The organism is Bradyrhizobium sp. NBAIM18 (assembly GCF_020193825.1).
Taxonomy (GTDB): domain Bacteria; phylum Pseudomonadota; class Alphaproteobacteria; order Rhizobiales; family Xanthobacteraceae; genus Bradyrhizobium; species Bradyrhizobium yuanmingense.
The window spans coordinates 206,301-228,905 of record NZ_JADYVO010000010.1; the positions used below are offsets into that span (position 1 = coordinate 206,301).

The window sequence follows — 22,605 nt, forward strand, 5'->3', positions numbered from 1 at the left end:
AGAATGATGTTCTTCAGGTCGACCTCTAAGTTGAATTCGCTTGCGCTGAATGCGCTTGCGAGGCTTACCGCTAAGACGGTCTTGAACGAATAACGTATTCTATCGCCGTCAGGCGCCCTGGCGTTTTTCACACGGCCAAGACGGATGGCAGACATCATGCCTCCGGCACCCCCGCGATACGCATGCCGTCAGCAACGCGGTGGCGATTGGCGAGGTAGGTTGCATTATCACTCGATGCGCCCTCGCTGAAGCGACGTATCGTAAAGCTTGGATTGAGTGCAAGTCCTGCCTTTGCCGCGGCTCTTGCCTGATCCAACGAGCCAAGCAGCGCTAGTGCAGCTGCAAGCCCAAAATGCGCTAAAGGATAATTGCGATTAGCTTCGATACTGCGGAGAAACCAGTCAACTGCTTCGCGGTCCGCATTAAGCTGCAACTTGGCGAAGCCGGCCACTACCAGCCAGCTGTAGGCGAAGTTATCGCGAGGAGAGAGGCGAATTGCTTCATTCATATGGGCGACAGTCTCTGCCCCACGTCCTAGAAAATATTTTGCGAGACCGATTTGAGCATGCGCTGTACTTTGATTGCGATCCAACGCCAACGCTCGCTCGCACTCAGCGATTCCTTGAGCCGCGCGGTTTGTAGAAATATACGCTCCACCCAAAATCGCATGGGCACCGGCATGGTCAGGCGCGAGCGAGAGTGCTTTGACCGCATTTGTCTCGGCGGCCGAAAGACGCGCGGTTCGGTCGTCAGTTAATAGTGACATCCCCATTGTCAGATCGACGAGTGCAATGCCGACCAATGCTCCGATACTGTGGTGGTCGATGGCCAAGGAACGATTGAAGAAGTCGCTCGCCTGTGTCAGGTGCTCGGGGGCGTTCCCCCTGCAAAAGCAGGCCCTGCCTTGAAAGATCAGGTCCAGTGCATCCGGATGCAGCGAGCGCTCTGCTCGCCGCGCCTCAGCTACATTGAGTTGATCGCGTAGCGCATGGGCGAGCCTCGATACGATTTCGTCCTGCATGTCAAACAGATCGGCAACTGGCTTATCGAAGCGTTCGGCCCACAGGTGATTGCCGGTTTCGGCATCGACAAGCTGCACGTTCACCCGAAGCCGGTTGCCGCTTCGCTGTACAGAGCCTTCGAGCACGTAGCGGACGTTCAGCTCCCGTCCGACCTGCCGTACATCGATGGCTTTACCTTTGTATGAAAAGGCGCTGTTACGTGCGATGACGAACGAGCCACCTATACGCGATAGGTCCGTCGTGAGGTTTTCGGTCACGCCATCCACGAAGTAGTCTTGTTCGGGATCGCCGCCGAGATTGGCGAAAGGCAGCACCACGATCGAAAGACGAGGTGGCGAAAACGGCTTTTGCGCCGTGTCGTCGCTCTGCGCTGCCGAGCTAACCGGCGCAGTTGCGGGTTTCTGCATTTCCTGCACTGCGCCGACGAAGCGGAAGCCTTTGCGCGGCAATGTTTTGATTAGGCGCTGCTTGTCACCGTCGTCGCCGATTGCTGCCCGAGCGGCATTCAGGCGGGTCGTCAGCGCGGCATCTGAGACGATGCGTCCATTCCAAACCGCGTTGATGAGATTGTCCTTGCTGACGACGCGCTCCCTGTGCCGGATCAAATATTGGAGTAGGTCGAAGGCCTGTGGCGCGATGGGAATAGGGATCGACCCACGATGTAGCTCGCGAAGGTCAGTATCGAATGCGTACTCCTCGAAGAAATAGCGCATTTCAGGATCCCCTAGGTGGCCTTCTATTTTCGCGCTTTGACGGCGCTCGGGGGTCAAAGAATAAGCCGGCGGTAAGGAAAATGTAAGCCGGACGTCAGGCGCGGTGGCTCACCCTGCGGCATGTTCATCCTGTGAAAAAGCAGACAGGACGCACCGCAATTGCATCGTCCACGAGATCGCCAAGTTGCAGCATCCAGCAACTACCAACCAGCCGGTCTATAGTCCGCTCGAAGCCTACTGGCAGGCATTTCAGGTGTGGCGCAAAGGCCGGAGGCTGCAATCGGAATTAAGCCGCCTGACGGACCGCGAGCTAATGGATATTAGCACGACGCGAAGCGAGATTGACTACGTCGTGTCGAACAGAGATATCGACCCGAGAGGCATACGAGCCGAATGGGTCCAATACCAGCCAACAGTGGACGGCCAAATCCACCCACATTGGGACAAGCACCTTCCAGAAACACGCGTCAAACCGCGCTAATGCAATGCGCGGAAAACTATCGCGGTCTTCGGCCTTTGTTTCAGGCGAACTGGCCTACAGCCAATACCAAGGCCACCCGAGCGCGGCGACCAGATGGGAAAAGCCGATGCCCGTATTACAGAAGATCGAGATGATCGTCTTGGCGGTCGTCGCGCAGGTCACGCGGCTAACGAAGAGCGAAAAAGCGATAGAGTGTAGCACTCCAATCATGACGTAAACCGTAAAGAAACTGTAAGCTCCCATGCCAAGTAGATCGGTGAACCGTACTCGCGAACGCGCAGCAACTTCAGGCGCCGGTACCGCAACGGTCGGCCTTTGCGACGGTGAACTGACGCCCGCGGGCTGCGGCCGAGGTTGCGGACTGACCGGTGGTGACGGGCGGGGCCGCGGCGCCGGCGAAACGGGCGGCTCCATCGGATGCGGGCGCGGCGGCGGGGGAGATGAGCGCACGATCGGCTCGAGCGCGGGCGGAGCAGGACGCACAGGCTCAACGACGGTCTCCGGAATGTCAATGTCTGGAAAGTCAAGCGGATCGACAGGAGCCGGTCGCTGCGCGGGCCGAGGCTGCGGCGGCGCCGGAACGACTTCACACCTGTGAGGTTCGTTGTTTTCAAACGCAACGTATCGCCCATGTGGCATTTGCCGCATGGAGATCCAACGGTTGCAATAGCGACAGCGGCGCGGGTAGGAGTTAGCCATGCAGCCCCGCCTGGGCGAGGAACGTGCTCGGCGGCACCCGGGTCTTGCAGGAGGTCTTGAGGTAGCTGACAATCAGATTGGAGGAGGCACGGGTCAGCGCGACATAGAACAGACGCCGCTCATCCTCGACGGGGGCGCGCTTGTGCGGAATAAGGCCTTCGTTGCAACTGGTCAGGATGACCGTATGCCATTGCAGGCCCTTCGCCTTGAAATAGGTGGCCAGGGCGACGCCATCTTTCTCGTCACCGGCCTTGGCTTCCTTGGCCCGCTTGAGTGCGCCGTCGACTGTATCCACGAACGCGTCAACCCGGCCGCGAAAGCTGGCCGCCAGTTCGTAGACCTCGCCGAGCGGCACTTCGTTGTCGACGACGTCTTCGAGGCTGCCCACCATGCCGCGCAGACCCCGGAAATCCTTGGCCAGGATGTCGAGCGTCTTGAACAGGGAGGGCGCCTTGACGACCTCCTGCATCACGGCGGCGAACCTGCTCTCCCGCAGTTTCGGCAGGAGCGCCAGCACCGGTCGGCTGGAGAGGGCGTCGAAGAAGGACGGGGCGGCGTCGAAGGCCCGCTCGAGCTGCCCCAGAATGCGTTCATCGACGTATTGGAAATAGGATCGCAAGCTGAGAACGGCATCGCCCGAGTCGGGCTGCTGACCCTTATTCAGCGCGAGCTTGGCACGCAGGACGCCAAGGAGCTTTTCCAGCTCGTCGTTGTGCAGGATATTGTCTTGCTCTCGCACATTGTAGGGGATGTCACGCAAGATGAACTGCAACTGGATGGGTAGACTCTGGGCGTTGGTGCGGTAGAGGACAGCGAAATCCGAGGGCCGAAGATCCTTGTTGCGCCTGCGCACCCGCTCGATCGTTGAGGCGATCATCTTGGCTTCGGCGGTGGCCGTGGTGGATTCGATGACCTTGATCGTGGCATCGTCGGCGCGATGCGCAATGGGATTTTTCTCGACGCGCCACTGATTGTGCCGGATCAGGCGCGTCGCGTGATCGACGATATTGCGTGGACACCGGTAGTTGCGTTTGAGCTCGAAGTTTTCGACTGGACGGCCGAGGTGCTTTTCCAGCTCGATGATGTAACGGGGCGTGCAGCCCCGGAAACCATAGATGGCCTGGTCGTCGTCGCCGGTGATGACCAGTCGGGCTCGCTGGGCGATGAGCGCCACGAAGGCGAAATCCAGCTCGTTGATGTCCTGGAACTCATCGACGATGATCTCGTCGAACTGGCGCTGTACCAGTGCCAGCACGCTTGTGGAGGTCTCAAGGCATCGCAAGGCGCGGAGCTTCTGGTCGTCGAAGTCCATGCGCTGTTCGCGTTGAAGCAGGCGTTCATACTCCTTGAACAACCAATAGACAGCCTGGATGACAAACTTCTTCTCTTCGGAGGTTGACCCCGCTTGGAAGAAGACCTGGGCGCTCTTGCTCGTGAGCATGAAGTCCGCAAGTTTCTGCGGCACTGCGGCACGGGGATCAAACAGGGCGTTCTTCAGCAGACCGAAGAACTCACTGTAGAACCGGTATCGCAACGAGGCCGGGAGCGCATCATGGCGTTTCCGCCCCTCGTCTGTCGACGCCAGCGTCTCTTTCAGCTCCTTGATCAACCGCCAGATGCGGGGCGCCTCGATGATCTGCTTGTGCTCGGCTTGAAAGTGCTCGCGCAAAAGCCGGTAGCCGAAGGCATTGAGCGTGCTGATCTGAAAGCTCTGGTGAGGAGCGGACAGAGCAGCGAGTTGCTCGGTGACCTTCTCGCGTAACGCGGTCACCGCGGAGTTGTCGAACGTCAGACACAGGATGCGCTCGGGCCGGGTGCCTTTTTTAGCGAGGTGTAACACCCGGTTGATGATCGTCTGGGTCTTTCCTGACCCGGCCGGGGCGATGAGCCGCAGCGTTTGGTGCGGCGCGTGAATGAGGGACAACTGGTCATCGTCCGCTGCAGGCTGAAAGGCCTTGAGAGCGGGCCGTGTGTCCACGTCGACTTCGCGCAACCGCTGCTCAAGCTGTTGTTCGAGCTCCTCCCGGACATCGAAGTTAGCGAACTCGTCGTCCAGCGACAGCGTCGGCCTGATGGTCGTGACGGTACCCATGGGTGGTCTCTCGCCGGACAAACAATCAATAAGAAATAGCCATTTAGATCAACCAGGCGTTGCTTTGGCAAGCCATTTCCCACGTCGGGGTGCCGCCCGCGACCCGCGCTTGGCTCCGTCAGGCAATGGCTCCAAGGAGTATGAAGGGGCCCTGGCCGAGTCCAGTGGCCCATCACGTCATTTCGCTGCGCGGCGGAATTTAGTCGCTATCGGGAGATAGCAGACGCTGCCAAGCGGTCCGCCGGGGAGATTTATGAAATCGCGTCCTAAACTAAGTCGTGAGCGCCAGATGGGCTGACACGCGACCGATCTTAAGCGACCCGCACGAGGCACGCATCACCGGCTTGCCGCGGGAGAAGATCGTGCGGCGCGGTCTGGTCAGAAGCGAGATCGGAGGCGGCGTCGCGCACCCGGTGTTATGGGTGGTCTGGCCGATCAATCGGGATCCCAGCCATACACCTCAGGGGGCACCCATGGTCGATCTCCCATGTCGAACTCTTCAAAGATCAGGCGGCCAAGCTGACTGCCTTCGCGCAGACCTTTGAGATGGCGCACGATCATGCGGTTACTCGGCACTTCCCTGGCGAACATCGTTGAGCCGATACAGCACATCGCGGATGAGCTCTTCCAGCTCGTCCCCTTCGCGCCGAGGTCCGCCTCCTGACGCGCAAGACTGTCGAGCAGGTTAATGATGCGCCGCTTCCGCTCGTGCTGGTCATGGTCGCCTCCTGTCTTCAGTGACGCGACCAGTATACCTGAAATGGAAAGGACGCGCTGAGCGCCGAAGAACGTGTCGGGCAGCGGATACAGCAGGTCCCTCGCGCCGAGATCGAGGGGCTGTTGGTGCAGATGATGGCCATCGAGAAACTGGCGCTCGGGGGATTGCCGAAGGAGGGTCGCATGCTGCTTGACCTTGCTCTGGCTGAGCAAGAGACTGTCGTGAACCGCGCGGAGGGACGGAAGGCGCACTAAGTCGCAGCGGGTGGGACCGGACAAAGGCTGTTCTCGGCTGGCGGCGGCTGATGGACCCGAAGCGGCCGTGCGATTTTTTGTCCTTCGCGCGTGCGTGGAGGAATGGACCTGAGCTCCCCGGCGAACAGTTTTCCACAGATTCACTTTTATCCAAAAGATCAATGACTTGGACCCCAAAAACCTATTGAACTCTCAGGCTGTTTGAGGGACCGTCTGCCATTGGGACGGGTAACTCCATGAACGTCGGTACATTAATCCGGGTGCGGTCGTCGACCTGGAAGGTCACGGGCCATGAGCGGCGGGCGCACGGCAATGTCGTCTCCTGCCGCGGGATGTCCGGCCTCGTGAAGGGCAAGACGGCGCGGTTTGTTGTCGAACTCGAGGACGACTACGCTGTGCTCGACCCAGCGAAGATTGCGCTCGAACGCGACCACTCGGCCGGCTTTCTCGACACCAAGCTGTTCCTGGAGTCGGCATTCAGGTCCACGCCAACCACGACATCGCAACCACTGACGCTCGGCAAGGCCGCTATCGACGATCTCGCCTTCCAGCATGTCCCGGTAAAAATGGCGCTGGCGCAGGACCGGGTGCGGCTGCTGATCGCCGACGACGTTGGTCTTGGCAAGACGCTAGAGGCCGGCCTGATCACCTCCGAGCTGATTCTCAGGGGCCGGGCCGAGCGGATATTGGTCGTCACCACCCGCGCCATGCTGGCGCAGTTCCAGAAGGAGTTCTGGACCCGCTTCTCGATCCCGCTGTCGCGCCTCGACAGCGCGGCTATCCGGCGGATGCGCAACCAGATCCCCGCGCACTACAACGTGTTCGATCAGTTCGACCGATCGATCGTCTCGATCGACACTCTGAAGCAGGACAGCCAGATCCGGGCAGCGATCGAGCAGTCAAGCTGGGATCTGATCATCATCGACGAGGCCCACAACGCCGCCAAGCGAGTCAGGGGCGGCGGCAATCTGAGCCTTCGATCGAAGCTCGCGAAGCTTCTGTCGCGCAAGGCCGACTCGCTGTTGCTGCTGACCGCGACACCGCATGACGGCTCCAGGGAAAGCTTTGCAAGCCTGATCGAGATGCTGGACCCGACACGAGTCCCCGATCCCGAAAAACTGCATCGCGACGACATCGAGGATCTCGTTATCCGCCGCTTCCGGACTTCCCCCGAAGTGCTGGCGGCGCTCGGGTCGACGATCCCGCCGCGCGAGCTTCATCGCCGCGGTTTCCCTTTGAGCGAGAAGGAGGAAGCGGCCTACACCATGATCGCCGAGCTCAAGCTAGATCTCGACATGGATGCACCAGCAAGCCGCGCCATCGATCTTTTCCGCACGACGCTTGCGAAAGCGATTTTCTCCAGCCCCGCTGCCTGCCTCGAGACCGTGAGGGGACGGATTGCCCGCATTGAGCGGGGCACAGGCAAAGGCAGCGAAACCGACAAGCAGAAGCTATCCGATCTGGCCGAACTGCTTACCTCAATCGAACCCAGTGATTTTCGGAAATACCAAGACTTCCTGCAACTGGTGAAGGACATCAAATGGACCGGCAAGGACCCGCGCGATCGTCTTGTTGTGTTCTCCGAACGCATCCGGACGCTCGCATGGTTGGAGGAGCGCCTCACCGCTGATCTTGGCCTCTCGCCTGAGATGATCGGACGCGTCGACGGTGCCAGCGTCGAGGCGGACGTGAAGACACAGCAGGTGCTTGAGGATTTCGGCCAGGAGCGGTCGCCGCTTCGCATCTTGCTCGCCTCCGACATGGCCTCCGAAGGTCTCAATCTGCATTTTCAGAGCCATCGGCTGGTCCATTTCGACCTGCCTTGGTCGCTGCTTCGCTTCCAACAGCGCAACGGGCGCATCGACCGCTATGGGCAGGACCGGCCGCCGCAGATCTACTACTTCGTCGGCGAAAGCCGTCATCCAAAAGTGCGCGACATGTGGGTGCTTGAGAAGTTGGTTGAGAAGGACCAGGCGGCCCAGGACGGCGTCGGCGATCCCGCCGTCTTCCTCGGTGCCGGCGACGTAGAGCGCGAAGAGGAAGTCGTCGCCAGGGCCGTCAGCGATGGCAGGGGCGCGGAAACCTTCGCCGGCGAAATGGATCAACGCGCCGCAAATGCATCAAGGGTCAGGACCGTCGACGATGAGTTCGACGCGCTGTTTGGCGACTATCAGGGCGTCGACAGCTCCTTGGCCGCGCCGACAACAAGTGCGTCGCGCGTGGAAATGCCGCCACGGCTTTTTCCGGACACATTCGCCTACACCGAGGCAATGCTGCAAAGGCTCGCCGAACCGAACGAGAGGGTCTTCGATACCGCGCCAGACGTCGACCAGACTGCCCGCATTATCAGCCTTCCAATCCCGGGCGACATGATGAGCGACGGCGGACTTGGCTATAGTCGAACCGACGAAGTGGACGACCGCTACATGCCGGTCGAAGCCGTCGGCAAGGGCGGCACGGTCGAGCTGTCCGACCGCGCCGACGTCATAAACACCGCGATCGCGCAGGCTAAGACCGACGAGCGGAGTTGGCCGCACGTCCAGTATCTGTGGGACGGCCATCCGATCCTTGATTGGTTCGGCAACCGCGCGGAGACGTTCTTCCCGGAAATGAGCGCGCCGCTCTGCAACCTGCGTGGCCGCCTTGCCGAGGGCGAGGTCGCTGTCATCCTGCATGGCGCCGTGCCGAATGAACTTGGCGCACCGGTAGTGGACTGCTGGGCGGCGGTGACGCTGCGAAACGGCCGTGTCACCGGCATCGAGCAGGTCAGTGATTTCGTGGCCCGTACCGGCCTTTCAGGAAGCATCCCGAACAAGGGCAAGCCGGACGAGGAGACCGCGGCCAGGACGCTCGCGCCGGCTGTCGATGCGTTCCAGTCGCACCTCGTCAAGCTGCGCAAAGAGCGCCAGGCCGAGATCGAAACCAGCCTCGACGCCACGCTCGAACGACTTGCCGGCCTTGAGGCGCGCTTCCGCGCCGATCTCGATATGAAATTTGCGGATGTCCCTCAGAACGGTTCGCAGTTGACCATCCAGCAGCGTCGTCAGAAAACCCGGCGCCAGAATCGCGCGGCCGAGATCGACACAATCTTCGCCGACCTCGCAGCCTGGCACTCAAGCCGGCGGCGGATAGTGGACGACCCTAATCCGTTCGTTGCAATCAAGGCCGTGTTCGTTGGGTGAGCAATGGATCTGATCGGTATCGAGAACGAGGCCGAATTCTTCCCGGCTGGCGCACTTTCGGACTCGCTGCAGGACGAGCTGCGCGAGATCACATCACGCTGGTCCAAGGCTGTCGATGGCGAAAACCCGGTCGATCGCCTCGCGGGCTGCTGTGAGCCGTATCTCGTTGCGCTGCGTAAGATCCGCAACGCCGCCGATGCCGCCAACGGCACCGAGTGGCGCCAGAAGATCACTTACGCGCTCGTGACGGCGCTCGGCTATGAGTACGAACGAAAGAGCCTGCATACTGCGCTCCAGGGCGAGACCCTTATCCCGGCGTTGGCGACCGTTGCTGATGTCGAGGGACGCGATGTCGCTTGGCTGATCGAAGCACCGCTCGTTAGCGTCGATGACGAGAGCACGGACCCGCTGTCGCTGAATTTCCGGGCCGAGCAGTTCCCGTACGACGAACGCGAGTTCGCCGAGACCGAGCGTGCGATCGAGGAAATCCTAGGCGACGGCATTTTCGAGCTGCGTTGTCCTCCCCGGCTCGTCATCGTGTTCGGGCTGTCCCAGATCGTGCTGGTCGACCGTCACAAGTGGCCGGCGCGCTCCGTCCTCCGGTTCGATCTGCAGGAGATCTTCTCGCGCCAGGACAAGGACACACTCGCAACCATGGCGTGCCTGTTGTCGCGCGAGGCGCGGGTGCCGCATCAGGGCGTACCCATCGCCGACCGCATCGAGGAAGAGGCCCAGCGCAACGCAAATACGGTCACGACCTCGCTGAAGCGGACTGTCCGAGACGCTATCGAGATCCTCGGCCAGGAGGTACTCGACGTCACCGAGGGCAAGTATCCGGCTGGTCCGCGCAAAGGCGTCTGGATCGACGGACCAGAACTGTCGCTCGAATGCCTGCGCTACATGTATCGCCTACTGTTTCTGTTTTACGCCGAGGCCAATCCGCGGCTGAACGTGTTGAACCTCAAGGATCCAGTCTACGCCAGCGGCTACAGCATCGAGGCGTTACGCGAACTAGAATCCGTCCGCCTGCGCACGCCGGCCGAAAAGAACGGCACCTATCTCTGGGAGAGCCTGCAGCGTACGCTCGGCCTACTCTACAGCGGCAGCGGGGGTGCGATGCGCCTTCCGGCCGTGAAGGTCTCGCTGCTCGATCCCGAAAGCACGCCGATCCTGAACTCGATCAGGCTTCGTAACGAGGCCGTACAAAAAGTCATCCGTCTCCTTTCACTCAAGCAATCTAGCAACGGCACGGCGCGGATTTCATACGCAAAGCTCGGCATCGGTCAGCTCGGCGCCGTCTACGAAACGCTGATCTCGTTCACCGGTGTGGTCGCTAAGCAGGATTTGATCGAGCTTCGCCCGCCGAAGGGTCGCGGGTCGCTGGATGCCGAAGAGGATGAGGAATCATCCAATGCGAGTCATGATGAGGAAGACGAAAACGGCGAAGAAGAGCGCGAAGCCGAAACCGTGTCGCGACAGGATGATGTCGACTTTCTGGCACCGAGCTATTTCGTGCCGCGCAGTCGCGCCGCCGAATTCAAGCCGGAGCAGCTCGTCTTCAACGGGCCAGAGGCCCGGGTCTATCCCAAGGGTAGCTTTATCTACCGCCTGGCCGGCCGCGACCGCGAGAAGTCGGCATCCTACTACACGCCCGAGGCGCTGGCGCGGCTGTTGGTGAAACATGCGCTGCAGGAGCGTTGCAAGGACCTTGCGGCCGACGAGATCCTTGAGTTGAAGATCCTCGAGCCGGCAATGGGATCGGCCGCATTCCTGGTGGAAGCGACCAACCAGCTCGCCGACATCTATCTCGAGCGCAAGCAGAAGGAGACCGGCAAGACGGTCCCGCAGGACCAGGTCGCGGTGGAAAAGCAGAAAGTTCGGGCCTTCATCTCCGATCGCAATTGCTTCGGCGTTGACCTGAACCCAGTCGCGACCGAGCTCGGCGCGATCTCACTGTGGCTCAATGGCCTGCATGCCAGCGAGTTTTCGCCCTGGTTCCGCGACCAGCTCCACGCTGGCAATTCGCTCGTCGGCGCGAGACGCGCGTCCTATGCACCCTTACTGATGTCGGCGAAAAAGAAGGACGATCTCTGGTACAGCCACAAGCCGCAGGAGATCGGCTGGCGCGGCGGCCTGCCTGAAGATCACATCTGGCAGTTCCTGCTGCCAGCCGAGGATATGGCACGGTTCGACTCCGACAAGTCGATCGCCGGATTTGCTGCCGACGCGCAGAAAAAGATCAAGGCCTGGCGAAAGGACGGCTTCTTCACCAGGCTCGAGCCCCATGAAATCAAACTGCTGCAGAAGTTGAGCCGCATCGCCGAGAACCTGTTCAACATCGTGGCCGACGATCTCGCAAAAAGCCGCGCTTCGACCAATGACGCGATCACGATCTGGCCAGACAAAGAAATGCTTGGCGTTCGCGGGCTCGACTTCCACGAGAAGGACCGGCACCTGCAAAAGCTGATCGGCGCGGACCGCGCCTCCAACACGCTGCCCTACAAGCGACTGAAGACGGCGATGGACGCCTGGTGCGCCCTGTGGCTGTGGCCGCTCGACAAGGCGCATCTGCTGCCGTCGCGTCAGGAATTTCTGCACGGCATGACACTGATCCTTGAAGGCGGCTTCCTACCGGACGGATCGATCGCGGTTCCGAGCATCGAGGAATATTCCGCACCTGAGCGCGATCTGTTCGACCAGATCACGGCCAATGAGAATGCAGGCTCGCAGCCGGCGCCAAAGAAGAAGCAGGCAGCGCTTTTCCACGAAACTAACGTCGATGCGCTTATCCAGGAGGTCGAATGGCTCAGCGTTGCATGCGAGGTCGCTCAGCGCGAGCGGTTCACGCACTACGACCTGATCTTTGCTGATGTCCTGAGAGAGCGCGGCGGCTTCGACGTGATTGTTGGCAATCCTCCTTGGGCGAAGCCCGTGTGGAACGAAGCCGATATGCTCGGAGACATTGATCCGGGCTTTGTCGTTCGTGGGCTTTCTGCGTTCGATACGCGCAAGGCGTTACCTGGTCTTCTTTCAAAGGGTGCTGACCGAAAGGCATTTTTGGATGCTTACGCAACGACGAAGGGAGCGATGACGGCCACGGGGTCGGCAGTGATGAACCCTTTTGCCGGAGGTGGTCACAACAATCTGTACCGTTGCTTCGTTGACCTTTCATTCCGCCTCGTCTCTGAGACGGGTTCAATAGGCCTTATCCACGAGGACGGCCACTTGGCTGAGACCAAAGGTGGGGAGTTCAGAAAGCATTGGTATTCACGCATCTCAAAGCATTTCAATTTTAGCAATCAAATAGTAGCGAAGAATTTCTCGGAAGTTCTACATACGAAGTTCTTTAGCTTGAACGTATACAGGGGAGCGTCGGCTCCAGTCGCATTCGAACAATTTACAAATGCGTTCCTTGCCTCTCAGGTGGAGGATTCATATCGACATGATGGTGCGGGTGAAGTCCCTGGGATCAAATGGAACGGTTCGTGGGATACGCGAGGCCACAAGAAGCGTATTCTTCACATTGATAATGAGTTTTTGAATCTTTCAACAAAGCAAGGTGACGCTGATAAGTCCCACGATCCAGTGTTTTATCAATTCTTAAGCGCCGATATTCAGGACGCGTTCCTATTGTTTTCCAGTCTACCAACTCTTCGAGAAAGCGGCGTTATTTTCGAAAGCGATGGCCTTTTACATGAGAGCGGAGCGCAAGACGCAGGAACGATTATAAAAAGGACGGATTGGGTTGGAGATGATCGGACAATCATATTGTCGTCGCCTGTGATTTTCTGCGGAAATCCGCTTGCTAAAACTCCAAGAAGAGTTTGTCGGGTACCTCAGGATTATGATCCGATAGATCTTCATCTAATAGATGATGCATACCGACCGCGTGCAAACTATCAGCTAGCAAAGTCAGAGACTGACGTTCGGAGACTGCTGCCAAAATGCGAATGGGACAAAACAGCCTCCCACATTGATACGTATCGAATGGCGTATCGACGTCGCGTTGATCTGGGAACGGAACGAAGTTTATCGACAGCTATCATTCCCCCTAAGACTGCGCACATTAACTCGCTAGAGAGCATGGGGTTCTCAAAGCAGTGCGATTTGCTGACGTTCAGCGCGTTGACCAGTGCTATTCCGTTGGACTTCTTGATTAAGGGGCTTCGTCAAGGAAACATATATGCGAGCGTGATCGCTAACTTGCCCTTCGTCGACCCCGGGGACACGGCTAGGCATCGCGCCCTCCGTCTAGCATGCCTGACGAACGCCTATGCCGACCTCTGGAACGAGCAGGCTCCTGCGCTGACGCCAAATCATTGGCATTCAGCTGATCCACGCCTCGCCATCGACGGCCCTCTGAAAGGCCCGGCCACATGGGATCGCACAGCCGCGCTCCGCACTGATTTCGCTCGCCGCATGGCGCTGGTGGAAATTGATGTTCTAGTAGCTCAAGCTCTCGGACTGAAGCTCGATCAGTTGATCGACATTTACCGAATCTACTTTCCCGTCCTACAGCAGAACGAGGCCGGCACTTGGTATGACCGGAATGGCAGGATCGTGTGGACATGCTCTAAGGGCCTGCCCGGCATAGGCTTCTTGGAAGATGGTAGAAGCCCGAGCGGCAGGAGGTGGGAGGAAATCCTCACGTCAGGCAAGACGTATCTCGAATGCGAGGCCGTGGTCGACTATATGCCTGGTGGGCCGCACAAGGTCGTTCGAACGTACGAAGGACCATTTGATACCTGCGATCGTGTCGAGGACTACAAACGCGCCTGGACCTATTTTGAGAAGCATCAAGAGCGCGAGGCGGCATGAATCCTATCATTCTCAGCCGCCAGGTCGAACAGAGCCTGAAGGATCTGGTTCGCGCGACGCTCAACACCACGAGCCTCGCCTTCGACGGCACGGTCGAGCGCTTCCTCGCCGAACCCGCCAATTACATCAAGGGGCCGTGGATTTCGGTCGCGATGCCCTTCAAGCAGTCGGTCGCGCCAGGCGAACCGTTCGAGCAGCCGTTCCCGAAGGTGCCGCTGCGCTTTGCCCCCTACCAGCACCAATTGACGGCCTTCGAACGTCTTGGCGGCAAGAGCCCGCGATCGACGCTGGTCGCGACCGGCACCGGCTCCGGCAAGACCGAATCCTACCTCTGGCCGATCCTCGAGCACTGCCGCGTCAACCTAGGCAAGCCGGGCATCAAAGCGATCCTGATCTACCCGATGAACGCGCTCGCGACCGACCAGGCGCGGCGCATTGCGCGCGCCATCAACGAGATTCCCTCGCTGAATGGCGTGCGGGCGGGCATCTATGCCGACGCCGAGCCAGTCTCCCCGAGTGACGCGATGACCGAGCAGGAGGTCATTACGCGGCGCGCCGCCATGTGGGAGAGGCCGCCGGACGTCCTTTTGACCAACTACAAGATGCTCGATTATCTGCTGCTGCGCGGCAGGGACCAGCCGCTCTGGGCGACGAACGCGCCGGAAACGCTGCGCTTCCTTGTGGTCGATGAACTGCATACCTTCGACGGCGCTCAAGGCGCGGACCTCGCGCTGCTGATCCGCCGGCTGAAGCATCGCCTCGGCACGCCTGCTGGACATCTAGTCTGCGTGGGATCGTCCGCAACGCTAGGCTCAGGCGCGGATGCTGCCGCGGAACTGCGCGCATATGCTGGCACGATTTTTGGCGAGACCTTCGATGAGGAAGCCGTCATCCGCGAAACGCGCCAGACGCCGGACGAGTTTTTCCCCGAGGCTGAGTATTTCGAGTGGCCCGATGACGCGAAGGTCGAGACGGCGCTCGATCGCTCGATGGGACTGAGCCAGGCAGAGACGGCGCGCTACCTCGCCAAGTGTCTCTTCCCTGAGCCTGATGATGGCGAGCTTGAGCAGATCCACAAAGGTGACCCTGCATCGATCGCCTGGCGTCTGCTTCTCGGAAGGTTGCTGCGCGAACACGTCGCGACCCAGAGGGTCGTGCGCATCATTGCCGAAGCCCAGGCGCCTCTCGAGCTCGGCGCCATCGCCGAGCAGCTTGGCAAGGTCAAGGCGCTCTCGAAGAGGACACTCGATGCGCGCGTCCGACTAGCCGAACTGATCGTCTCGCTGGTGGCGTGGGCGCGATCAGGCTCTGAAGCCGTGCCGCAGCCATTGTTTGGTGTGCGCATCCAGACCTGGGTGCGGGAAATGGCAGGCATGGTCGCAACGCTGCCGCATTGGCAGGCCGACAACAAGCGTTCGCCAATCGACCTCGCCCACGCGCGCGACCGCGAAGAGAGCGCATTGAAGCGCATGCTGCCACTCGTGAACTGCACGCGCTGTGGCACCACGGCACATATCGGCCGGCTGCCTCCCGCTGGCAATAGCCTCGGCGCGCCGCTCAACGAGCTCTACGAGGAGTACTTCGACGACAGGTCGACCCGGCTACGGATGATCTACCACGAGAGCGTCAGCCGGAAAGCCGGCACCTCCGGTCGCGGCGGCGTCGTCACCGGACTGCTCGACTGCGAGAGCCTCGAATTCATTCCGGGCGACCACGACAACGGCTTGGAGCCGGGCACACGCAGCCCTGTGTGGCTATACGATCCGACCGCCGGCGGCTCGGTCGACCGCACCTGCCCCGCGTGCGGCTATGGTCACGGCCTTCTACTGTTCGGCCTGCGCGCGTCGCGAATAACTGCGGCGCTCGCCAACACGCTCTATGCCTCTCAGCACAACGAGGAGGATCCGCAAGCCAAGCCGCGTCTTCTGATGTTCTCCGACTCGGTGCAGGACGCTGCACAGCGCGCGGCGGTGACCGAAATTCGCAACACCGTCTCGGTGGTCCGCAAGTCCCTCTTCAAGGCGCTGAGGCAGAGCGAGACGCAGGGCCTAACGCTGTCTGACGTGATCAAGAAACTGCCCGCGAAGCTTCGGGCCGAACTCGGCGACGAGTCTTTTGCGGCAAGCTTCATAACGCGCGACCAAACCTGGCGGGATCCCTATCAACAGCTCCTGCGAAGCGACCATCTGCCGGACGGCGACCGGTTTATGTCTCATGTCGAGTGGATGCTCGGCTGGGAGTACTTCGAGGACCTAACTTACCTGTCTCATATGTCATCGTCGCTCGAGGCCTCCGGCATCGCGGTGGCAGATGTCTCGCCAGACATGGTCGATGTTGTCGCGGAGAGCCTACCAGGCCGACTTGCCAACGTCGCATCGGGTCACTTCGAGATGAGCCGCGAGAGCGCCGCTCGTTTCATCTGCGGACTACTGCAACAGATGCGGCGGCGAGGCGCGGTCGGACATGAGTATATCGTCAAGGGGATGCAAAGCCCGCCGCGGAACATAGGAGGACCCAACTATTTTGCGGCTGCCAGATCACTTGGCATCAAGGATGTGCTACCCATCCCTAATCATCGCAAAGGACCCGCGCCGGCGCCGGTGACGCTGCTCCGCTCGTGCGCAGGATATCAGCCGTTGTTGCAGGACCATTCCACCAACTGGTATCGCGACTGGGCTGACAAATTCTTCCCGGCGATCTCGCTCGCGTTGGTTTCACAGTACGACATCATCTTCAAGACGACGATGGACTGCCTCGAGGCCGCAAGCATTGTCCGTCGGATCGACAGGGTCGGTCCCTCGACCGATCATGGCTATGTGATCGAGCCCGAAGTCATCACCGTCACTGATCGTGTGGTCCATCTGCGGTGCAATGCTTGCCGCCGGCGGGAAATCGCACTCGAAGACAGTTCCTCCGTCGTCGGATCGCCCTGCACCCGCATCGCCTGCCACGGTACCCTCGAAAAGGACGATCACATCCTTCCGGCGTCGGCGACCGCGTTGCTCGACACCGACCGCAATCATCGCGTGGTCGGCTTCGAACACACCGGCATCCTGGAGGTCGATGAGCGCCGCGAAATCGAGCGGGGTTTCATTGACAAGGAGGCACCCTGGGCCCCCAACCTGATCTCGGCCACGCCCACCCTTGAAATGGGCATCGACATCGGCGATCTGTCGACACTGGTTCTCTGCTCGGTGCCGCCCGAAGAGGCCAACTACATCCAGCGGATCGGCCGCTCCGGCCGGCGCGACGGCAATTCGCTGAACTTCACGATCGCAACCACTCGGCAACACGACCTGCAGTTCTGGGAAGATCCGCAGGCCATGCTGTCGGGTAGAGTCCGCGCGCCGGGGGTGTACATCGGGGCCCTGTCGGTGCTGCTGCGCCAAGCGGCCGCCTTCTCACTCGATTGCTTCGTCGCGACCGGCGAGCAGACGGGCGACTATGGCAAAGTGCGCAATGTCCTCCGCCAGCTCGATGAAAGCCGCGGCGACGGCTTCCCACTCGATTGGTTCCTCTTCCTCGAGCAGAACGGTGCAGAGATCGCCAAGCGCTTCATTGCATTGCTGCCCGCCGAAGTCGCAATACGACCCAAGATTTCGCGCCGCATAACCGAATATCTCGCCGGACGGGACGATCAGTCGCTGATCTGGCAGATCCGCTCGATCTTCGACGAAGCCAGGACCGAACGCGAGGAGCTTATCACACGCCGGAACGAACTCGATGCTGAGGCAAAACGGGTAAAGCGCCGCGCGCACGAAATGACCGAGGAAAAGCTGAACGAGCGTCTTGCAGAGATTAAGCGTGACAAGGGGCAGATCAACCATGCGATCCGCCAGAGCATAGACGACGTTTCAGTGCTGCGCTACCTGACGGACAAGGGGGTGCTGCCGAACTACGCCTTCCCGGAAGAAGGCGTCAAACTAAAGTCGATCCTGTCGCGACAATCGGACGATGGGCGCCGAATCGAGAACGGAGACAATCTCGTCACCCGCGAGTACGTGCGACCTGCAAGCAACGCGCTTACGGAATTTGCGCTCGGCCAGACGTTTTACGCCAGCGGTCGCGAGGTCCAGATCGAACGCATCGACCTTAACAAGCAAGATCAGACTACATTTCGGTTCTGCCAGAATTGTTCACATGTGGAGTTCACGGCGACAGCCGAGGCGTCCGCTAATTGCCCGCGTTGCGGCGACGAAATGTGGGGAGACGGAGGCTCAACGCACAATGCCATCGATCTGAGGACAGTCATTGCGGTCACCAGCGAGCAACAGGCCGCGATTAGGGATTCGGACGAACGGCAGCAAAAGCGGTATGACCGTAGCCTTGTTCCTTTCTATGGTCCGGCCGACATCGAGACGTCCTGGTACGGTCAGGATCACGACGGCTCCACCGCTCCCTTCGGATTCGAATTCATCGCGCGTTGCGGTTTTCGTGACTTTAATTTTGGGCCACGTGCCTCCGCACCGGTCGGACCGAGAATTGCGGGTGAGAACCGCAAATCGCGCCCGTTCAGAATTTGCTGTGAGTGCGGGACTGTTCAACGGCCGCCCCGTGGCGATGACGACCCTGGCGAGCACACGGCCCGGTGCAAGGTGAAGCGCGACGATGATGGCGAGCTAGCACGAGAGGCTTGGGAAGCCGAAGTCTTCTTGATGCGAAAGTTCGAAACCGAGTCGATCCGGATGATCGTCCCCGTCATGGGGGAGGCCTCCCATGACGACATCAAGAGTTTCGTTGCCGGCATCAACCTTGGCATGCGCACACATTTTGCAGGAAAGGTCGACCACATCAGAAGTACGGTGGTTGAAGCCCAACTCGACGGCCTTGCCGCCATCCGCAGCCTCTTTCTATATGACGCGGTCCCTGGAGGATCCGGCTATCTACGGCAACTCGCCCAGCATCCTGACTCAATGCGAACCGTAGTGGAGGCTGCCGCGCAGGCACTGCGAACCTGCCCCTGCGTTGCGGTCGAGGGCAAGACGGGCTGCTTCCGCTGCGTCAAATCCTATCGGGCCCAGTTTGGCGCCGGCGAGCCGGATCGCGACACCGCGCTGCAGATGATGGACAGTATCCTCGCCAGCTGGAGCAACCTGACGCGAACGGAGACCGGCATTGACGCTCGGGTGCGCAACTTCGCTGTCGAAAGCAAGCTTGAGTCGCGCTTCATCCAGAAGTTGGTCGAGCGTTTCGGGGAAGGCTGCGTCAAGCCGCACGTACTCGAGGGCGGTCGAAAGGGCCATGTCCTCAAGATCAGCGAAGGCGATAGGAGCCATTTCTGGAACATCGAAACACAGGTCCAAATCGATAGGCGCTTCCGCGACGTACCTCGAAAACGCGTCGACTTCCTTTTCAGCCCGATCGGAGGCTCAAATGCGAGGCCGATCGTTGTAGAAATGGATGGACTAAAGTACCACGCGGACACGGTCGTCGAGGATCTTACCACACGGCTGCTCCTCATGCGGTCAGGCCATACGCGCGTTTGGACCTTGGGCTGGCAGGATCTAGAGGAAGGCGCGGCGGCCCCGCCCAACCCCTTCACCGAAGCTCGGCTTGGTGCCGCGCACGCGGGCATCCTGGCAAACGTGCTCGCGAGGCCGGAAATGGCCGACCTGCAGACGGAAATAGACTTCTTGCAGAATCGAACATCACTAGAGGGTCTTTTCTATCTCCTCTCGTACCCGGAAATCGATTGCGGAGCCGCGGCTTCCGTTCTCGTGCGCACCGTCGTCGGACGTGGCCGCGACATCGCCACCTTGCCCCGCATCTCGGCACTGTCCGATGACGGTCGTCTCTTCCTCGAAGAGTCCGACCTGTTTGGCCACATCGTCGACCGCAACCTGGATGTCTACCTTTCGACGAAAAAAGTAGCGCCGAGCAGCTGGCGCGACGAGGTCGATGACTGCCGAGTGCTGCTGCGCGGCACGTTGCCCGGTGTTCCGGGCGACCAGACCGTCGCGCCCGGATACTCCGAGGCTTGGCGCGGGCTGTGGCGCCTCGTCAACTTTCTGCAGGACCTGCCCGGCTTCCACGTCGAATTCCAAGGCCTCGACACGCTTGAGGCGCCCGATGTCGATACTGTGGGAACTGCCCCGATTGAGGGCGCCTGGCTCGAGATACTGTCCCTCGCGGGCGAAGGCTTCAGGTCGTTGGTTGAAGCTCTGCGGGCAGCCGATGCGCCGGTGCCCGATCGGCAAGGCTTCGACGTGACTAGCGAGGGGGAGGTCGTCGGCATGATCGAGCTCGGATGGTCGCAGGCTCGCCTCGCCATCTGCGAAGAGCCTTTCGAGACAGCGGAGTGGGACCTCATCGTGTTCGAGCCTGAAACCGGCCAGTCAGTAACGCAGGTTGTCGCCATGGTGCTGCGTAAGATTGAAGGAAGAGCCGCATGAATGCCGCAACACAATACAGGGTCTCCTACGACCTCGGTTGTCTGCGATCGCTGAAGAAGCTTCCCGACCGCATATCGGCGAAGTTCCTCGACATGATGACGCGCTTCATGAGCGACCCCTCGGCTCACGGCCTGAATTTCGAGAGCGTGAGGGGCACCGGTGACCGCGGCGTCAAGTCAGTCCGGATCGACCAGGGTTATCGCGCGATCGCGTTCATCACCGGGACCGACGTCATGTTTCTGCACGTGAACAACCACGATGATGCTTATCGCTGGGCCGAGAAGCGAGACGTGCGCATCGACGCCGCCACAAACAGAATCCGAGTGGTCGAGGCCGTCGACGTCGAGCAAGAAGTCGGAGCAGCAAAGACGACCGCCGCGGAAGCTCCCGCCCTATTCGCCGCGATTCCGGATGAACGGCTTCTGGCGCTTGGGATCCTTGCCGAAGAACTTTTGAAGGTCCGACAGTTGCGCGACCAGGAGGACCTCGACAAGAGCCAGGATGCGTTCGACGCAACCAGCTACGATATCCTGTTTGCGCTCGTGGCCGGCTATTCCGACGAGGAGATTAGAACCCTCGTCGGCATCAAAAGCGCCGACGAGGATACAGAGGAGAAGATTACCCCGACATTTGCCGACATCATCGCATCGGACGAGAGCCGACAGCATATCTTCATCCCGGAAACCGAAGATGAACTGCGTCGCGTCTTCGAAGGTGACCTAGAAGGCTGGCGGATCTTTCTCCACCGCGACCAGCGTAAAGTCGCGTATCGTGATTACAACGGCCCCGCCCTGGTGCGCGGCGGCGCCGGAACTGGCAAGACGGTCGTCGCGATGCATCGCGCCAAACACCTTGCCGACCAGATCGCCGCAAATGCCGCACGTTTGTCGGAAAAGGTGCTGTTCACAACCTTCACCACAAACCTCGCCATCGACATTCAGTCGAATCTCAAGACGCTATGTCCAGAACATCTTGAAGGGACGAACCCGAGGATCGAGATCATCAACCTCGACCGTTGGGTGAGCCAGTTCCTCAAGCGCAAGAAATTTCCTCGCGAGATCGTTTATTTTGGCGAGAACCGAGATCGCCTCGACACAGTATGGCGGGAGGTTCTCGACGCACACAGCCGTCCTGACGGGCTCTCGGAAGAATTCGTTCGTGCCGAGTGGGAGCAGGTAGTCCAGGCCAAGGGCGTGATGAGCGAGCGCGAGTATTTCAAGGTGCCTCGCACAGGCCGCGGAACGGCGCTTGACCGGCGCAGCCGGGCTGTCCTTTGGAAGATCTTTTCCGACTATCGCGCACGGATGATCGATGAGAGCTTGGCTGAGCCCGACGACGGTTACCGCGAGGCGATCGAGATTCTGAAAGCTGAAGCCCCCAACCTTTCTTACAGCTCGGTGGTTGTCGATGAGGCACAGGATATGGGTGAGCAGGCATTCCGTCTCATCCGCGCCATCGTGCCCGAAAAGGTTGGCGGCGACCGCAATTCGATCTTCATCGTGGGCGATGCACATCAGCGAATCTACGCGCGGCGCGCGACGATGAGCGCGTGCGGAATCAACGTGCGCGGGCGTTCGCGCCAGTTGCGGCTTAACTACCGGACGAGCGATGAAATACGACGATGGGCAGTCTCGATTCTCGAAGGCGTGCCTATCGATGATCTCGACGAGGGAACTGATAATCTGAACGGCTATACGAGTGCCTTCCGTGGTCCTCCGCCGGAACTTGTCGGCTACCCCAGCGAGGAGAAAGAGATTAAGGCATTGGCGGACTGGCTTCTTGCACTCAAGGCGGGCGGGACACAACTGGCCGACATTGGCATCTTGCTGCGCACGGGTGCCCAGATCGACCACCTGGCCCGCAAGCTGACCGATGCGGGCATCGAGAGCATTCGGCTCCGGCCCAACATGGGTGACGATCGTGGACAGCCAGGAGTTCGATTGTCGACCATGCACCGGGCCAAAGGGCTCGAATTCGAGGCCGTGGCGATCCCGCTCCTGTCGAAGTCGGTCTTCCCCCCAGCCGCTCGCTTGAAAACCGCTGCGGACGATGTCGATCGCCGCAACATTCTGCAACAGGAGAAATCGCTCCTCCATGTCGCCGCGACCCGCGCCAAGAAGTTGTTGCGAATTTCGTGGAGCGGTGAACCGACCGACCTCGTCATCGTTCCGAAGTCTGTTGGCAAATCATAAATAGCGGCCAAGGAAGGGGCGAGAGCACCCTGGGGGGTACTC

8 protein-coding genes are annotated in these 22,605 nt (G+C 60.2%); 5 read left to right on the top strand and 3 right to left on the bottom strand.

Going from position 1 to position 22,605, the window contains the following annotated elements; genetic code table 11:
* Window positions 1-154: 154 nt before the first annotated feature.
* Window positions 155-1,735 carry a winged helix-turn-helix domain-containing protein gene (locus I6F17_RS22910; RefSeq protein ID WP_225127905.1) on the bottom strand — a complete coding sequence of 527 codons (1,581 nt, stop codon included), beginning with the start codon at window positions 1,733-1,735 and terminating at the stop codon, window positions 155-157.
* Between the two features lie 103 nt (window positions 1,736-1,838).
* Here I6F17_RS22910 and I6F17_RS22915 point away from each other — a divergent pair, with 103 nt between their 5' ends.
* The gene (locus I6F17_RS22915; protein ID WP_225127903.1) at window positions 1,839-2,216 is read left to right on the top strand and encodes a DUF1127 domain-containing protein; all 378 of its coding nucleotides are present in this window, start codon (window positions 1,839-1,841) and stop codon (window positions 2,214-2,216) included.
* A gap of 691 nt (window positions 2,217-2,907) precedes the next feature.
* Here I6F17_RS22915 and I6F17_RS22920 read toward each other — a convergent pair.
* Both I6F17_RS22920 and I6F17_RS22925 read right to left on the bottom strand, forming a co-directional pair.
* On the bottom strand, window positions 2,908-5,007 hold the full coding sequence (locus tag I6F17_RS22920; protein WP_225127901.1) for an ATP-dependent helicase: 2,100 nt from the start codon (window positions 5,005-5,007) through the stop codon (window positions 2,908-2,910).
* A 435-nt stretch (window positions 5,008-5,442) separates the two neighbouring features.
* A complete protein-coding gene (locus I6F17_RS22925) occupies window positions 5,443-5,937 on the bottom strand; it encodes a hypothetical protein (RefSeq protein ID WP_225127899.1) in 495 nt (164 codons plus the stop codon).
* Between the two features lie 278 nt (window positions 5,938-6,215).
* Between I6F17_RS22925 and I6F17_RS22930 the strand changes: the two genes are divergently transcribed.
* From I6F17_RS22930 to I6F17_RS22945, 4 genes are read left to right on the top strand one after another with little or no spacing between them, the layout of a single operon-like run.
* Window positions 6,216-9,161, top strand: a complete 2,946-nt coding sequence (locus tag I6F17_RS22930; protein ID WP_225127896.1) for a DEAD/DEAH box helicase — start codon at window positions 6,216-6,218, stop codon at window positions 9,159-9,161.
* A gap of 3 nt (window positions 9,162-9,164) precedes the next feature.
* Window positions 9,165-13,979 carry an N-6 DNA methylase gene (locus I6F17_RS22935; RefSeq protein ID WP_225127894.1) on the top strand — a complete coding sequence of 1,605 codons (4,815 nt, stop codon included), beginning with the start codon at window positions 9,165-9,167 and terminating at the stop codon, window positions 13,977-13,979.
* Window positions 13,976-20,371 (top strand): DEAD/DEAH box helicase, encoded by a 6,396-nt coding sequence (locus tag I6F17_RS22940; RefSeq protein ID WP_225127893.1) that lies wholly within the window; start codon window positions 13,976-13,978, stop codon window positions 20,369-20,371. Before I6F17_RS22935 ends, I6F17_RS22940 begins: the two co-directional genes overlap by 4 nt.
* The gene (locus tag I6F17_RS22945; protein WP_225127892.1) at window positions 20,368-22,563 is read left to right on the top strand and encodes a 3'-5' exonuclease; all 2,196 of its coding nucleotides are present in this window, start codon (window positions 20,368-20,370) and stop codon (window positions 22,561-22,563) included. The genes I6F17_RS22940 and I6F17_RS22945 overlap by 4 nt, the downstream gene beginning before the upstream one ends.
* Window positions 22,564-22,605: the final 42 nt, after the last annotated feature.

What these genes read in the sequence shown, in the direction of transcription:
- I6F17_RS22930 (WP_225127896.1), top strand. Translation starts at nt 6,216, where the DNA reads ATGAACGTCGGTACATTAATCCGGGTGCGGTCGTCGACCTGGAAGGTC.
- I6F17_RS22910 (WP_225127905.1), bottom strand. Translation starts at nt 1,735, where the DNA reads ATGCGCTATTTCTTCGAGGAGTACGCATTCGATACTGACCTTCGCGAG.
- I6F17_RS22945 (WP_225127892.1), top strand. Translation starts at nt 20,368, where the DNA reads ATGAATGCCGCAACACAATACAGGGTCTCCTACGACCTCGGTTGTCTG.
- I6F17_RS22935 (WP_225127894.1), top strand. Translation starts at nt 9,165, where the DNA reads ATGGATCTGATCGGTATCGAGAACGAGGCCGAATTCTTCCCGGCTGGC.
- I6F17_RS22940 (WP_225127893.1), top strand. Translation starts at nt 13,976, where the DNA reads ATGAATCCTATCATTCTCAGCCGCCAGGTCGAACAGAGCCTGAAGGAT.
- I6F17_RS22920 (WP_225127901.1), bottom strand. Translation starts at nt 5,007, where the DNA reads ATGGGTACCGTCACGACCATCAGGCCGACGCTGTCGCTGGACGACGAG.